The organism is Verticiella alkaliphila (assembly GCF_018904615.1).
Taxonomy (GTDB): domain Bacteria; phylum Pseudomonadota; class Gammaproteobacteria; order Burkholderiales; family Burkholderiaceae_B; genus Verticiella; species Verticiella alkaliphila.
Window position 1 is genome coordinate 25,330 of the sequence record NZ_JADCNH010000022.1, and the last position, 16,134, is coordinate 41,463.

Annotated in this window: 10 protein-coding genes and 1 pseudogene; 2 read left to right on the top strand and 9 right to left on the bottom strand. The window is 67.8% G+C overall.

The window, feature by feature from the left end; translation table 11 throughout:
- Positions 1-58 precede the first annotated feature (58 nt).
- The gene (locus IMZ29_RS14475; RefSeq protein ID WP_216185306.1) at positions 59-1,156 is read left to right on the top strand and encodes an aromatic ring-hydroxylating dioxygenase subunit alpha; all 1,098 of its coding nucleotides are present in this window, start codon (positions 59-61) and stop codon (positions 1,154-1,156) included.
- Positions 1,157-1,219: 63 nt separating this feature from the next.
- Entirely contained in the window at positions 1,220-2,389 is a 1,170-nt protein-coding gene (locus IMZ29_RS14480; RefSeq protein WP_216185309.1) for an ABC transporter substrate-binding protein, read from the top strand.
- Positions 2,390-2,557: 168 nt separating this feature from the next.
- Here IMZ29_RS14480 and IMZ29_RS14485 read toward each other — a convergent pair whose 3' ends face one another.
- From IMZ29_RS14485 to IMZ29_RS14520, 9 genes and pseudogenes are all read right to left on the bottom strand, one after another.
- Positions 2,558-5,206: a DNA topoisomerase III gene (locus IMZ29_RS14485; RefSeq protein ID WP_216185312.1), complete on the bottom strand. Its 2,649-nt coding sequence runs from the start codon at positions 5,204-5,206 to the stop codon at positions 2,558-2,560.
- Between the two features lie 209 nt (positions 5,207-5,415).
- Complete coding sequence (locus tag IMZ29_RS14490; protein ID WP_216185315.1) at positions 5,416-5,874, bottom strand: Smg family protein; 459 nt, start codon at positions 5,872-5,874, stop codon at positions 5,416-5,418.
- An 83-nt stretch (positions 5,875-5,957) separates the two neighbouring features.
- Complete coding sequence (locus IMZ29_RS14495; protein WP_216185318.1) at positions 5,958-7,973, bottom strand: acetyl/propionyl/methylcrotonyl-CoA carboxylase subunit alpha; 2,016 nt, start codon at positions 7,971-7,973, stop codon at positions 5,958-5,960.
- A gap of 35 nt (positions 7,974-8,008) precedes the next feature.
- A complete protein-coding gene (locus IMZ29_RS14500; protein WP_216185321.1) occupies positions 8,009-9,616 on the bottom strand; it encodes a carboxyl transferase domain-containing protein in 1,608 nt (535 codons plus the stop codon).
- 110 nt (positions 9,617-9,726) lie between these two features.
- Positions 9,727-10,908: an acetyl-CoA C-acetyltransferase gene (locus IMZ29_RS14505; RefSeq protein WP_216185324.1), complete on the bottom strand. Its 1,182-nt coding sequence runs from the start codon at positions 10,906-10,908 to the stop codon at positions 9,727-9,729.
- A 20-nt stretch (positions 10,909-10,928) separates the two neighbouring features.
- The gene (gene aceK, locus IMZ29_RS14510; RefSeq protein WP_371820280.1) at positions 10,929-12,779 is read right to left on the bottom strand and encodes a bifunctional isocitrate dehydrogenase kinase/phosphatase; all 1,851 of its coding nucleotides are present in this window, start codon (positions 12,777-12,779) and stop codon (positions 10,929-10,931) included.
- A gap of 33 nt (positions 12,780-12,812) precedes the next feature.
- Positions 12,813-13,991, bottom strand: a complete 1,179-nt coding sequence (locus IMZ29_RS14515) for an isovaleryl-CoA dehydrogenase (protein ID WP_216185327.1) — start codon at positions 13,989-13,991, stop codon at positions 12,813-12,815.
- 81 nt (positions 13,992-14,072) lie between these two features.
- Complete coding sequence (locus IMZ29_RS23325) at positions 14,073-14,396, bottom strand: helix-turn-helix domain-containing protein (protein ID WP_371820282.1); 324 nt, start codon at positions 14,394-14,396, stop codon at positions 14,073-14,075.
- Positions 14,357-16,030, bottom strand: a pseudogene (locus IMZ29_RS14520) (sigma 54-interacting transcriptional regulator); the annotation flags it as partial. The gene IMZ29_RS23325 and the pseudogene IMZ29_RS14520, both read right to left, overlap by 40 nt.
- Positions 16,031-16,134 lie beyond the last annotated feature (104 nt).

Genomic DNA, 16,134 nt, shown 5'->3' on the forward strand with positions numbered 1-16,134 from the left:
ATGTGATAGGATTTTTTCCATCAGGCACGCCAGATGCCGACCATCACGGAGGAGTCTCATGTCATTCATCCACAATGCCTGGTATGTCGCCTGTTGGAGCGACGACGTGAAGCCGGGCGCCCTGTTCAGCCGCACGCTGTTGAACCAGCGCGTCGTCTTCTACCGCAAGGCCGATGGCCAGGCCGCCGCGCTGCAGGATCGCTGTCCGCACCGCTTCATTCCCTTGAGCATGGGCAAGCTCTCGGGCGACGTCATTGAATGTGCCTACCATGGCTTGCAGTTCGACTGCTCGGGGCGCTGCACGAAGAACCCGCATGGCGATGGCAAGATCCCCGCCGCGGCCCAGGTGCGCAGCTATCCCGTCGAGGATCGCCACGGCATGCTCTGGATCTGGATGGGCGAGGAGGCCGCCGATCCCGCCTTGATTCCCGACTACAGCGTGCTCGATGCAGCCGCGGGCTATCAGGTCACCCGTGGCTGCATCCACATCGCAGCCAATTACGAGCTGATGGGCGAGAACCTGCTCGACCTGAGCCACATCACCTATCTGCACGACGGCTACCTCGGCAGCCCGGAGCAGGTGGGCGCGGACCAGACGGTCAAGGAGGAGGGCGGGCGACTGCACTGCAATCGCTGGATGCCGAACATCTCCGTGCCCGGCATCTTCGACATGCTGTATCGCCGCGACGGCAAGCCGGTGGACATGTGGACGCACATGACGTGGATGCCGCCCAGCTGCTTTCTGCTGGACACGGGCGTGCAGCAAGCCGGCCTGGCCGAACGCGAACAGCAGGGCTGGTACTACGGGGTGCACATCCTCACGCCCGAGACCGAGCGGACCACGCACTATCACTTTGCGGCAGCACTGCCCGCAGGCACCCGGCTCGCCCCGGAGGATGCCGCAACGTTCGCCCAGATGCGCCGCTACGCCTTCGAGGAGCAGGACAAGCCCATCATCGACGCGCAGCAGGCGGCGATCGGCGAGGCGGACTTCTGGTCGCTCAAGCCGGTGTTGCTGACGGTGGATGCGGGCCCGATTCGCATGCGCCGAAGCCTGGAGAAGCTGCGCCAGGCCGAAGTGGCGAAGCGCACGGCCGCGGCAGCCCCGGCTGACGCGACGCGAGCGCCGGCACCGCAGGTCACGCAGACGGCCTGAGGCGGCCATCCCCGGCACGGCGAGACGCAGCGCCGTTCCTCACAAGAAGATCCAGGAGACATCATGACATTCGTTCGCAAGGTGTCGGCCGTGACGGCCGCGCTCACCTGTAGCGGCGTGCTGGCCGCGACCGAACCGCTGAAGATCGGCTTCATCGGCGAACTGTCCGGTCCCACGGCCGCTGTTGGCCAGGACCAGCTCGACGGCTTCAATCTGCTCGTCGAACGCAATGGCGGCAAGCTGGGCGGTGTGCCCGTGCAGATCGTGCGCGAGGATTCTCAGCTCAAGCCCGACGTCGCCAATCAGGCCGCGCGGCGTCTCGTCGAGCGCGAGAAGGTGCCGATCATCACGGGGGTGTCGTTCTCCAACGTGATGATGGCCATTCACAAGTACGTGACGGACAACGAGGTCTTCCTGATCGGCTCGAATGCCGGGCCCTCGCAGATCGCGGGCAAGCAGTGTTCGCCCTACCAGTTCATCACATCATGGCAGGGCGATCAGGCCTCGGAAGCCGTGGGCAAGTACGCCCGGGAGAAAGGCTACAAGCGCGTGTTCGTGCTGGCGCCCAATTATCAGGCCGGCAAGGACACCGTGGCGGGCTTCAAGCGCTACTACGAAGGCGAGCTGGTGGACGAGGTCTATACCCCGCTCACGCAGATGGACTACTCGGCCGAGCTGGCCCAGGTGGCCGCCGCCAAGCCGGACGCCGTGTTCGCGTTCTATCCGGGCGGTCTCGGGATCGCTTTCGTCAAGCAGTTCGCCCAGGCGGGTCTGCGCACGAGCACGCCGCTGCTCTCGACCTTCATCGTCGATGCCGTGTCACTGCCGGCCTTGGGCCAGGACGCTGCCGGTGTGATCAGCGGCGGCTTCTGGGCACCGGACTTCGATAACGCGGCGAGTCGCGAGTTCGTGCAGGCCTTCGAACAGAAGTACGGCCGAATTCCTTCGAACTACGCAGCGCAAAGCTACGACGCCGCGCGCCTGCTGGATTCGGCGCTTGCCAAGGTGAAGGGAAACGTGAGCGACAAGCCGGCGTTCATGGCCGCGTTGAAGGCGGCGGACTTCGCCTCGGTGCGGGGCGATTTTGCCTTCGGCAACAATCATTTCCCGATCCAGTCCATGCATGTGATGGAAGTGGCCAAGGACGCGCAGGGGCGCTCGTCCCTGAAGACCGTGGCCACACCGCTGGCCACGTACCAAGACGCCTATCACGCGCAGTGTCCGATGCCGTAGAGCGGCTCGCCTGAGATGCGCCGCGGTGCTTGCACCGGGGCGCACGCCGATGCGCATGCGCTGGACCGCCGCCAGGAGATGGCGTCCGGCCCGCCAATGCAACAGCGCCCGGTCAATGCCGGGCGCTGTCTGCAAGGCAAGGGGCGCGAGGGCCCATCACCCTGACGCTCAGGCCGCTGCCGCCTTTGCCGCCGCCTTGCGGGCCACGGTTTTCTTGGCCGCAGCCTTCTTCGCAGCCGCCTTCTTGGCCGGAGCCTTCTTCGCGGCTGTCTTGACCGCCTTCTTGGCCGCCTTCTTGGCGGGTGCCGCAGCAGCGTCGGCACCGGCTGCCGCTGTCTTGGCCGGCGTCTTGCGCCCCGGCTTTTCCGGACGCGGCTCGAACTCGAAGCCGATCTTGCCGTCCGCGCCGCGCGTGAGGAACGCCTTGAACTTGCGGCGCGTGCGGCTGGAGACGAAGCCGTCCAGGAGATCCGTCTTGCCCTCGTTCAGCAGCTTGCTCATCTGCTCGGCCGTGATCTCCTGCTGCAGGATGACCTTGCCCGAGCGGAAGTCGCACGTCTTCTCCGGGCCCACGGACTTCTCGCACACGTAGCTCATGCCGTGTTCGTACACCCGGCCGGTGCACTTGGGGCAGGGGCCCAGCGCGGTGTGGCCGCTGAAGTCCACGGGTTCGTTGTCGTCCTCATCGGCCTGGCCGAAATCGAACTCCAGCTTGAACTCGTCGGTGATGCGCAGGATCGCCGCGAAGGGGCGGCCCATCTTGCTGATGAAGCCGTTCAACGGGCCGATGGTGCGCTTCTCGAGCAGCTCTTCGACTTCCGCGGGCTCGAACGTGCGGCCGCCCGGGTGCTTGCTGATCGAGAAGTCGCACTTCGTGCAGGCGTAGCGGCGATAGTTCTCCTTCACCACCGAGCCACAGCGCGGGCAGGGTGTGTGCAGGGTGACGTAGTCGCCCGGCACCGTGTCGCGATCGTATTCCTTGGCGCGCTTGACGATGACTTGCGTCATCTGGGCGATCTCGCGCATGAAGGCTTCACGCGCGAGCTGGCCTTGTTCGATCTGCGAGAGCTTGTACTCCCATTCGCCGGTGAGCTCGGGCGAGGTGAGTTCGTCCACGTCCAGGCCGGAGAGCAGCGTCATCAGCTGACGCGCCTTGGCGGTCGGCACGAGCTCGCGGCCTTCGCGGCGCAGGTAGACCTCGTTGATGAGGCCTTCGATGATGCCGGCCCGCGTGGCTGGCGTGCCCAGGCCACGGGCGGACATGGCTTCGCGCAGTTCGCCGTCCTCGACGAGCTTGCCCGCGCCTTCCATGGCCGACAGCAGCGTGGCTTCCGAGTAGCGTGCCGGCGGCTTGGTGACGAGACCCACGGCCTCGACGTCTTCCGTGCGCACACGCTCGCCTTCGGCCACCGGCACCAGCGTGGCATCCTCGCCCTGACTGGCGCGGCCGTAGATCGCCAGCCAGCCCGGGCTGACCAGCACCTTGCCGTCCGTGCGGAACTGATGGCCGGCGACTTCCGTGATGCGCGTGGTGACGCGGAACTCGGCCGCCGGGAAGAACACCGCCAGGAAGCGGCGCACGACCAGGTCGTAGATCTTGCCTTCGGCGTCGCTCAGCTCGCGCGGTGCCTGCAGGGTGGGGATGATCGCAAAGTGATCCGACACCTTCTTGTTGTCGAAGATGCGGCGGTTGGGCTTGACCCAGCCGTTCTCGCGGACCTGGCGGGCGAAGGCCGTGAAGGCGGACGTGCTGCTTGCCTCGCCGCTCGCCAGCATGCCCATCGTGTCCTTGACCGTGCCGAGGTAATCCTCGGGCAGGTAGCGCGAGTCCGTCCGTGGGTAGGTCAAGGCCTTGTGGCGTTCGTACAGGGCCTGGGCCAGCGACAACGTGGTCTTGGCGGAGAAGCCGAAGCGTCCGTTGGCCTCGCGCTGCAGGCTCGTCAGATCGAAGAGCTGCGGCGAGAGCTGTGTGGTGGGCTTGGATTCCTCGCGCACGGTACCGGGCTGCTCGCGGCACGCCGCGACCACCGAATCCGCAGCGGCCTTCACCCAAAGGCGCGAATCGCGCTTCTCGGGATCCTTCTCGTCTTTCTTGTGGTTGGGGTCGAACCAGCGGCCTTCGTAGAGGCCAGCGGCCGCCACGAACTGCGCGCGCACTTCCCAGTAATCACGCGGCACGAAGCGGCGGATGCGTTCCTCGCGTTCGGCCACGATGGCGAGCGTCGGGGTCTGCACCCGGCCCACCGGCGTCTTGAAGAAGCCGCCATCCTTGCTGTTGAAGGCGGTCATGGCACGCGTGCCGTTGATGCCCACCAGCCAGTCCGCTTCGGCGCGCGAGCGCGCAGCGGCTTCCAGCGGCTTCATGATGTCGTCGCTGCGCAGGTTGGCGAACGCCTCGCGAATCGCCTGCTGCGTCATCGACTGCAACCACAGGCGCTGCACGGGCTTCTTCGCGCCCGAGTACTGAAGGATGTAGCGGAAGATCAGTTCGCCTTCGCGGCCCGCGTCACAGGCGTTGATGATGGCGTCGACGTCCTTGCGCTTGATGAGGCGTACCAGGAGGCGCAGGCGCTCTTCGGAGCGCTTGTCGGCCGGCCCGAGCGTGAACTCCGGCGGAATCACGGGCAGGTGCGTGAAGCTCCACTTGCCCTTGACGGGATCGTTGGGTGCGACCAGTCCGAGCAGATGGCCCACGCTGGAGGACAGCACGTAGTCATCGCTCTCGAAGTATTCACCCTCGCGCTTGAAACCTCCCAAGGCCCGCGAGATGTCGAGCGCCACGGAGGGCTTCTCGGCGATTATGAGTGTCTTTCCCATCGATTTCCAAAGTCAATACGGCGCCGGGCCCTGGCGGGCGCGGTTGGTTGCCCGGGATGATACGGGCCTCTTTTCGCATCGTGCAAGTCGTGGCGCGCGGCAGTCGCAAATGACGGGCCCGGAACCGGGCTCTGTGCGCCCTCGTCAGACCCGGCAAACCCCGATGGGTTCGACCGATTGCGGCAGGCGCAGATCGACGCCGGATGGCGTCAGTGCAGGCGGCGCGTGGCGCCGTCTTCCAGGAGCTCTTCGAGCACCAGATTGTCGATGTCGGCTTCCTGGCTCCACAGCACCATCAGCACCGTGATGCGCAGCTTTTCGAGCGGCACGGGACCGTCGCCCAGGGCAAGTGCCCGGTCGATGACGATTTCGCGCAACGCGGCCGACAGAATGCCCGCGCTCTCGAGGAACGCGATGAAGCCGATGGCTTCGGTACCCAGGAGGCGGTATTCGGTTTCGGCGTACACACGGTGGCCCGAGCCTACCGTCCGAGCCATGTCGATGCAGTGCTCGGTGGACTCCGCCAGCCCGGACAGCCATGACAGGGCGTCGTCGATGTCCTCGTGCTCGAACCCGGCGGCCGCAAGGCGCCGAGCCAGAACGTCTGCATCGGGACAGGCTTCGGGCGCGTGATAGTTATCGAAGAGATAGACCAGAATATCGAACATGAGCGCGCACAGGAGTATGGAACTACTGTACCAGAAACGGATTTGCGCGGCCCGCGGATGCAACCGTCGAGCCAGGCGTCGCGTCAGGCCGCTGCGTCGGTCATGCGCAACAGCTCCGCCCCCTCCGACACCGGGTCGCCCGGTGCAAAGCACACCTCGGCGATCTCGCCGTCCGCCGCCGCGGTGATGGTGTGCTCCATCTTCATGGCCTCCATGACCATCAGGGCCTGCCCGGCCGCGACAGTGTCGCCCGCGGCCACGTGCACGGCCAGGATTCGCCCTGGCATGGGGGCGGTGAGGCTGCCCGCATGGCCCTCGGCGACGGCGCCGTCGGCGCGAGGCAGCTCGAGCACATGGCGCCGGCCGTCGTGCCACACGACGAGGCCGTCCGGCGTCTCGAGCACGATGCCGGTGGTTTCATGGTCGGCGAGCCGCACGGCCAGTGCCAGGCGGGCGCCGTCGACCGGTTCCCGCAGGGACCATCGCCAGTCGACCGGGGTGTCGCCCACGGCGATCTGCGCGGCATGACCCGAATGCACGGTGACCGTGCGCACTGCGCCGCCGTCCAGGAACGCCAGGCTCTCGGCAGCCGGGCCGCCCACGCGCCAGCGGTCGGCGACGTCCCAAGGGTCGGTGCCAGTGGCGGGTCGTCGCGCGAGCCGTGCGGCCGCCGCCAATGCCAGCACCGCCGGGGAGGCGGGTGCCACGGGGGGCAGCAGCGTCTCGCGGCGGCGCTCGATGAGGCCGGTGTCGAGATCGGCGGCGGCGAAAGCCTCGTCCGTCATCAGGCGGGTGAGAAAGGTGACGTTCGTATGCACGCCCGCCACTTCTGTTGCAGCCAGCGCATCGTGCAGGCGTGTGCGGGCCTGGTCGCGGTCCGCGCCCCAGACGATCAGCTTGGCGATCATCGGGTCGTAGTGGGGCGTGATGGTGTCGCCTGCGCCCACCCCGCTGTCCACGCGCACCGCTGCAGGCTCGCCCCGCGCATCGGCACCGACCTGGAAGGTGACGTGGGGCGGCAGGCGCAGGTGCGTGAGGGTGCCGACCGAGGGCAGGAAGCCCGTGTCCGGATTCTCCGCATAGAGCCGTGCCTCGATCGCGTGGCCCTGGATGACCAAGTCCTCCTGGCCCAGCGGCAGCGGGGCACCGGCGGCGACGCGCAATTGCCATTCGACCAGGTCCTGGCCGCAGATCATCTCGGTGACGGGGTGCTCGACCTGCAGGCGGGTGTTCATCTCCATGAAATAGAACTGTCCGCCCGGCTCGACGATGAATTCGACGGTGCCCGCACCGACGTAGCCCACGGCGCGGGCGGCGGCCACGGCGGCTTCACCCATGGCGCGGCGGCGCTCGGCCGTCATGCCGGGGGCGGGAGCCTCTTCGATCACCTTCTGGTGGCGCCGCTGCACGGAGCAGTCACGTTCGAAGAGATAGACCGCGTTGCCGTGGGTGTCTGCGAACACCTGGACTTCGATGTGGCGCGGCTTCTGCACGTAGCGTTCGATGAGCACGTGATCGTCGCCGAAGCTCGCGCTGGCTTCCCGCTGGCACGACGCCAGCGCGGCCGCGAATTCACCCGCTGCCGTGACGATGCGCATGCCTTTGCCGCCGCCGCCCGCGCTCGCCTTGATGAGCACGGGGTAGCCGATGGCATCGGCCTCGGCTCGCAGCCGGGCGGGATCCTGGTCGTCGCCGTGATAGCCCGGCACGAGCGGCACGCCGGCCTTGGCCATCAGCGTCTTGGCGGCGGATTTGCTGCCCATCGCCGCAATGGCCGAGGGCGGCGGGCCGACGAAGACGAGGCCGGCGTCGGCGCAGGCCTGCGCGAAACCGGCGTTCTCCGAGAGGAACCCGTAGCCGGGGTGCACGGCCTGGGCGCCGGTGCGCCGCGCCGCGGCAATGATGGCATCGGCGCGCAGGTAGCTCTCGCGGGCCGGCGCGGGCCCCAGGTGCACGGCCTCGTCGCAGGCATGCACATGGCGTGCGCCAGCGTCGGCATCGGAATATACGGCCACGGTACGCACGCCCAGGCGGCGGGCGGTGGCGGCGACACGGCAGGCGATTTCGCCGCGGTTGGCGATCAGCAGGGTCTGGAACACAGGATCTTCCTCGTCGGGGATGGCGTGTGCCGGGCCTACATGCGGAACACGCCGAAGCGCGTCGGGGCGATGGGGGCGTTCAGGCAGGCGGACAACGACAGCGCCAGCACGCGGCGCGTATCGGCCGGATCGATGATGCCGTCGTCCCAGAGGCGTGCGGTGGCGTAGTAGGGATGCCCCTCGCGCTCGTACTGGGCGCGGATCGGCGCCTTGAAGGCCTCCTCCGCCTCGGCGCTCCACGCCTCGCCGCGCGTGGCCATGCCGTCGCGCTTGACGGTGGCGAGCACGTTGGCCGCCTGCTCGCCGCCCATCACGCTGATGCGCGCGTTCGGCCAGAGATACAGGAAGCGGGGCGAATAGGCCCGGCCGCACATGCCGTAGTTGCCCGCGCCGAACGAGCCGCCGATGATGACCGTGAGCTTGGGCACGGCGGCCGTGGCCACGGCAGTGACGAGCTTGGCGCCGTGGCGGGCAATGCCTTCGTTCTCGTACTTGCGGCCCACCATGAAGCCGGTGATGTTCTGCAGAAAGAGCAGGGGGATGCCGCGCTGGCAGCAGAGCTCGATGAAGTGCGCGCCCTTCTGGGCCGACTCCGAGAAGAGAATGCCGTTGTTGGCGATGACGCCCACGGGCATGCCGTGCAGGTGCGCGAAGCCGGTGACGAGCGTCGTGCCAAAGCGCGGCTTGAATTCCTCCAGCACGGAATCGTCGACGATGCGGGCGATCACGTCGCGCACGTTGAAGGGCTTGCGCGTGTCGGCGGGAATGATGCCGTAGAGCTCGGCCGGATCGTGGCGCGGCGGCAGCGGCTCGCGGCGCGCGAGCTGCGCCGGCTTGGTGCGGTTCAGCCGCGCGACGATGTCGCGCGCGAGCTGCAGGGCGTGTGGATCGTCTGCGGCCAGATGATCGGCCACGCCGGACAGGCGCGTGTGCACGTCGCCTCCGCCCAGGTCTTCCGCACTCACCACCTCGCCGGTGGCGGCCTTCACGAGGGGCGGGCCGCCCAGGAAGATCGTGCCCTGGTCGCGCACGATGACGGATTCGTCGCTCATGGCCGGCACGTAGGCGCCGCCCGCCGTGCACGAGCCCATCACGACCGCGATCTGGGCGATGCCGTCGGCAGAGAGATTGGCCTGGTTGTAGAAGATACGGCCGAAGTGGTCGCGATCCGGGAACACCTCGTCCTGGCGCGGCAGGTTCGCCCCGCCGGAATCCACCAGGTAGACGCAGGGCAGGCGGTTCTGGCCTGCGATTTCCTGCGCGCGCAGGTGCTTCTTCACCGTCATGGGGTAGTAGGTGCCGCCCTTGACGGTGGCGTCGTTGCACACGACGACGCATTCCTGGCCGGCGATGCGGCCGATGCCGGTGATGATGCCGGCGCCCGGCGCCTCACCCTCGTACATGCCGTGGGCGGCCAGGGGGGACAATTCCAGGAAAGGGCTGCCCGGATCGAGCAGGCGATCCACGCGCTCGCGCGGCAGGAGCTTGCCGCGCGCCACATGCCGCGCATTGGCCGTGGCGCCGCCGCCCTGGGCGACTTGCGCCAGTTGCGCCTGCAGGTCAGCCACCTGCTGGCGCATCGACTCGGCGTTCTGGGTGAAGGCAGGCGAGCGGGTATCGACGCGTGAGGCGATCACGGACATGCGGCAGTCTCCAGGCTTGAGGCAAGGGGCGGGCGGCCCTCGAGGGCCGTCCCTTTGTGGGGAGCATGGCGCCGACAGCGGCCGGCACCACGCGGATCACGGTGAGGTGATCAGACCATCTCGATGGCCATGGCCACGGCTTCGCCGCCGCCAATGCACAGCGTCGCCACGCCACGCTTGCCGCCGCGCTTCTTCAGCGCGCCGATCAGCGTGACGAGCAGGCGGGCGCCGGAGGCCCCGATCGGGTGGCCCAGGGCGCACGCGCCGCCGTGCACGTTGACCTTGTCGTGCGGCAGGTTGTGTTCCTTCATGGCGGCCATGGCAACCACGGCGAAGGCTTCGTTGATCTCATAGAGATCGACGTCCTCGGCCGTCCAGCCCGTCTTCTTGAAGAGGTTCTTCAACGCGGCCACGGGGGCGGTGGTGAACCAGTTCGGCTCCTGCGAGTGCTGGGCGTGGCCCACGATACGAGCGAGTGGCGTGGCACCCAGGCGCTTGGCCGTGGACTCGCGCATGAGCACCAGCGCCGCGGCACCGTCGGAGATCGACGAGGAGGTCGCCGCCGTGATCGTGCCTTCCTTCTTGAAGGCGGCCTTCAGGCCCGGGATCTTCTCGGGCATCGCCTTGAAGGGCGCTTCGTCGGAGGCGACTTCGGTGTCGCCCTTGCGGCCCGCCACCTTCACCGGCACGACTTCCCAGTCGAAGGTGCCGTCCTCGACGGCGGCCTTGGCGCGGCGCAGCGATTCGATGGCGAAGGCATCCTGGGATTCGCGCGAGAAGGCGTACTTCTCGGCGCAGTCCTCGGCGAATACGCCCATGGCCTTGCCGCGGTCGTAGGCGTCTTCCAGGCCATCGAGGGCCATGTGGTCATAGACCGTGGAGTGGCCATAGCGGTAGCCGCCGCGCCCCTTGAGCAGCAGGTAGGGCGCGTTGCTCATGCTTTCCTGGCCGCCGGCCACGACGACCTCGGCGCTGCCCGCGACGAGCAGGTCATGGCCGAGCATGGCGGCTTTCATGCCGGAGCCGCACACCTTGTGCAGCGTGGTGCAGGCGGCGGTGATCGGCAGGCCGGCGCCCAGCGCGGCCTGGCGGGCGGGCGCCTGGCCCTGGCCTGCCTGGAGGACGTTGCCCATGATGACTTCGTCGACGGCCTCGGGGGAGATGCCGGCGCGCTCGACGGCTGCCTTGATGGCGGTGGCGCCCAGCTCATAGGCGGCGAGCCCGGACAAGGCGCCCATCATGCCGCCCATCGGGGTGCGGGCCACGGATACGATGACAACGGGATCGGACATTACAGGTCTCCTGAGAGAAATTAGGAATGCGCGTTGGCGTGTTGCAATGCAGCATGATACTCGCGGCGCGCTGCCGTGTCGGCCAGCCCGAAGCGCCGGTCGGCATCGTAGGGGAAGATGTCCTCGATGCGTCCGCGCTGCGACGAGCCGCGCCGGGCCTCCCACCAGGCGGCATCCAGAAGCTCGGCATGGTGGTGCATGAAGATCGCCCGCACGCGCGGATCGCCCAGCAGAAACGGTGCGAACTCTTCCGGGAAGACGTCGTTCGGCCCGATGGCATACCAGGGTTCGCCCGACATTTCCGCTTCCTCGTTGGGCGCAGGCGGAATCCGCCGGAACCGCATCTCCGTCATGGGCTGGATCTCGTCGTAGTCATAGAAGACGATGCGGCCCAGCCGGGTGACGCCGAAGTTCTTGAAGAGCATGTCGCCCGGGAAGATGTTGGCCGCCGCGAGCTCCCGGATCGCGTTGCCGTACTCGCGTACGCCGTGCTCCATCTGTGCGGGTGTGGCGCGCTGCAGATAGAGGTTGAGCGGCGTCATGCGCCGCTCGATGTAGACGTGGCGGATGACGATGGTGTCGCCCTGTTCCTCGAGCAGGCTTGGGGCGAGCGAGCGAAGCTCGTCGATCACGGCCGGATCGAAGCGCGCGCGGGGCAGGGCCACGTGGGAATATTCCCACGTATCGGCCATGCGCCCCACGCGGTCGTGCAGCTTGACCATCTGATACTTGCGCTTCACGGTCTCGCGCGTCATCCCATCCTTGGCGATGCGGTCCTTGATCACCTTGAAGACGTAAGGATAGGACGGCAACGTGAACACGCTCATCACCATGCCCTTGATGCCGGGCGCGATGATGAAGCGGTCGTCCGAGTGCCGCAGGTGATGCAGGAAATCCCGGTAGAAGAGGGTCTTGCCCTGCTTCTGCAGGCCGATCATGGTGTAGAGCTCGGCCTTGGCCTTGTTCGGCAGCAGCGTGCGCAGAAAGCTCACGTAGGAAGCGGGGGCCTCCATGTCCACCAGGAAGTACGCCCGCGTGAAGCTGAAGAGGGTGGCGAGATCGTCCGAGGAGAAGAGCAATCCGTCCACGCGCAGTTGGCCCGCGGCCGTGCGCAGCAGCGGGATGGCAAAGGGATAGATCGTGTTGGCGTTGACCAGCCGCCCGACCACGTAGGCGCCCTTGTTGCGAAAGAAGAGCGTGGAGAGCACGTGGATCTGGCAGTCCGGATCCACCCGGAAGCCACCGATGCGCCGCGAGGGGCGCTGGCGCAGATCGCGCACGGCGGCCGCGACAATCCGGCGCACGTCGCGCGGCAGATCCTCGTAAGGCGCGGCCAGCCCATAGTCGGCCAGCATGCGCGTGAGGCTGCGGCGCAGCCCGTCGGTGGCGGGGTAGTAGCTGCGGTAGGACGGCCGCGCGCTGTCCAGGAACTCGGCCGCCACGGCGGGCCGCACGAAGATGAAGTCGTTGTTGAAGTACTCGCGCTGCAGGATCTTGCACGAGACCGAATTGAAGAAGGTCTCGGCGCATTCGGGCTGCAGGTGGTCTGCCAGCAGCGGCAGGTATTCCTGCTTGGCCTGCTGCCAGAACGTGTCGGGCAGGCCACCCGCGTGGAACATGCGCTCGAGCCGCGCGACGCACTCGCGCACGCGGGCATCGTAATATTCGATGCGGTCCCGGTTCAGGCGCTGAATGCCGTGCCAGTCGCCGTTCTCGAAGAGCGTCTTCGCGCGCTGCGCGCAATAGCGGAACAACGCGTAGTGCCGCTCGAAACCGGCCAGGATCGCCTGCGCCACGTCGTTCGGGGCAGGCGCGCTGGCCGTTGCCGGCTGCACCGTCAGGGTATCGCCTGGGTAGGCTTCCAGCATCATCACCGCGCTCCTGCCCTCATGCGCCTGCCGGGGTCAGGCGGTCTCGCCGAAGAGTTCCCGGCCGATCAGCATACGCCGGATTTCGCTCGTGCCCGCGCCGATTTCATAGAGCTTGGCATCGCGCCAGAGCCGCCCGGCGGGGTAATCGTTGATGTAGCCGTTGCCGCCCAGGATCTGGATGGCTTCGCCGGCGGCCCAGGTGGCCTTTTCGGCACAATAGAGGATCACGGCCGCGCAATCCTTGCGCACGCGCCGCACGTGTCCCGTGCCGAGTCGATCCAGGTTGCGGCCGACGGCGTAGCAATAGGCGCGGCTCGCCTGCAGCGTCGTGTAGAGATCCGCGAGCTTGCCCTGGATCAGCTGGAATTCGCCGATCGGCTGGCCAAACTGTCGGCGTTCATGCACGTAGGGCACCACCACGTCCAGCGCGGCCTGCATGATGCCGACTGGCCCGCCCGCCAGCACGGCGCGCTCGTAGTCCAGGCCGCTCATGAGCACGCGCGCGCCGCCGCCTTCCTCGCCCAGCACGTTCTCCGCCGGCACCTCGCAATCCTGGAAGACGAGCTCGCCCGTGTGGCTGCCGCGCATGCCGAGCTTGTCGAGCTTCTGCGCCACCGAAAAGCCCGGGAACGTCTTCTCCACCAGGAAGGCGGTGACGCCCCGCGCGCCGGCATCGGGCTCCGTCTTGGCGTAGACGACGAGCGTGTCGGCATCCGGCCCGTTGGTGATCCACATCTTCGTGCCGTTCAGGATGTAGCGATCGCCCCGGCGCTCGGCGCGCAGCTTCATGCTGATGACGTCCGAGCCCGCGCCCGGCTCACTCATGGCCAGGGCACCGATGGCCGTGCCCCGGATCAGGTCCGGCAGGTAGCGCTGCTTCTGCGCCTCGGTGCCGTTGCGATGGATCTGGTTCACGCACAGATTGGAGTGCGCGCCGTAGGACAGGCCCACCGAGGCGCTGGCCCGGGAGATTTCCTCCATGGCGATCATGTGGGCGAGATAGCCCAGACCCGCGCCGCCATAGGCCTCATTGGCAGTGATGCCGAGCACGCCCAGATCCCCGAGCTTGGGCCACAGATCCATGGGGAACTGGTCCGTGCGGTCGATCTCGGCCGCACGCGGCGCAATCTCGGCCTGGGCGAAATCCCGCACCGCCTCGCGCAACATGCCGATGTCTTCACCGAGGTCGAAATCGATACCGGGGGCGTCCATGGCGGTCTCCGTTTTACGTTTACGTAAACGTCAATTCTAAACAGCTTTTCTCGTCGTGCAGCAGCCGGCAGAGCTTGGGGATTACCCGCTGCGCAGACGCCGCCAGAGGGTAGATCGGCTCACCCCCAGTGCTCGCGCGGCGGCGGCCTGGTTGCCGGCGTGGGCCGCCACGGCCCGCTGGGCCTGCTGTCGGGCAACATCGGCCAGATGCGCGCGCAACGGGGCGGCGGGCTCGACGTCTCGACTGCGCCCGGCGCAAGATCGGGGACCGGGCCGAGGCGTCCAAAGAGCTCCGGCAGCGTGTGTGCCCAGGCCTCGGCGGGCGAGGTGTGGGGCGGGGCCGCGGCCAGCGCCACCAGGGCACGCTCCACCACGTTCTCGAGTTCGCGCACATTGCCGGGCCACCCATGGTGCGCCAGCAAGGGCGTGAGCGTGGCGACGGCCGCCCGCACGTCCACCGTCAGTTCGAGCCGCCGGGCAATGTCGTGGGTCATGTGCCGGGCAAGTTCGGGCAGGTCCTCGGGCCGCTCGCGCAGGGGCGGCGTGCGCAGACGCAGCACGTTGATGCGGTAGTAGAGATCCTCGCGAAAGCTGCCTTCGGCGATGCGCGCATCGAGGTCGCGGTGGGTCGCGGCGATGATGCGCACCTGAATCGGGATGGGCTCGGTGCCACCCAGCCGCATCACCTCCTGTTCCTGGAGCACGCGCAACAGGCGGGTCTGCAGCGAGAGCGGCATGTCGCCGATCTCGTCCAGAAAGAGCGTACCGAGGTGCGCGAGCTCGATGAGCCCGGGCTTGCCGCCCTTGCGGCTGCCGCTGAAGGCGCCTTCCTCGTAGCCAAAGAGCTCGCTCTCGAGCAGCGCCTCGGGCAGGGCCGCGCAATTGATGGCGACGAAGGGCCCGCCGGCGCGCGCGCCGGCGTTGTGGATGCCTTGCGCGAGCACTTCCTTGCCCGTGCCGGTCTCGCCCGTGATGAGCACGGTGGCCTGCGTGCGCGCGTACTGCCCGGCCAGCCGTGCCACCGTGCGGATGGCGCGGCTCTCGCCCAGCAACTGGTACAGGTGGTAGCGCGCGAGAAAGCGGCTCGAGCGTCGTGCCGTGCGGATGTGGCGGTCGGCACGTGCCACGGCCTCGGCGTCCTGCACTTTCATGAGCGTGCCGCTGGGCGCGCCCTGCACCAGCACCGGTACGGTCGTGACGACCAGGGCGCGCCCCGCGACGTGCCGCAGCTGTGCCGTGCCGTCCGCCCCCTCAACAGGCGCTGCCAGCGCCGGGGCGAGTTCGGCCAGGGGGCGGCCGACCCAGCTTTCGTCGTCGCGGCCTGCCAGGCGCTGCAGCACTGGATTCACTGCTTCCACGGCGCCCTGCGGGTCCAGCAGTGCGATGCCTTCGTCGATGTGCGCGAGCATGGTGTCCAGCCGCTGCTTCTGGCGGCTGTCCGCCTGAGCGCGCCGGCACAGGGCGAGGGCATCGTCCAGCGCCTGGCTCGCCGCGTGACTTGCGGTGGCGAGCACGCCCGCAAAGCCGCGCGCCTGCGCATGCTCGATCACCATGGACGAGCCGATGACGACGCCCACCCCTTGCGCCGCGAGTTCGTCGAGCAGGCTGTCGACATCGCGCGTGCCGCCGTACTGCCGCTGCACGAGCTGAATGCGCAGCAGGCCTGCCAGAGCATCCAGCCCAGGGTGGAGCAGCCGCCCCAGCACGGCCACCTTGGCGTGGGCCCGCGCCGCCTCGGCCAGTGCATGCATGAGATCGAAGCCATTGGCGCGCATGAGTGCGACCGGCTGGCTGACGCGCGCCCGCAGAAAGCGTCCGGCTGTCTCCGTGCAGACGAAGGCATCGGCTTCGCCACGCGCGATGCGCGCCTGGGCGAACGGCACGAGCTCGTGGATGGAGGTGTCGTGCACGCTCACGTCCGCGGCCAGGCCTCGCTCGCTCACGACCCGACGGACGATGCCGGCCAGTCGGCTGGGGCCATCCAGCGGTGTTGCGTGGTTGAGGAGGACACAGAGTCGGGGCAGGTCGTGCGTGTCCATGCGTTTCAGTCTTGAATCTACGGTTTCATCATTGAAACATGAGCGTTGCGGAAATGAGCAGGCTTGAGGATGCTCCGTTGGCAAACCGCTGTCTGATCCTGCTC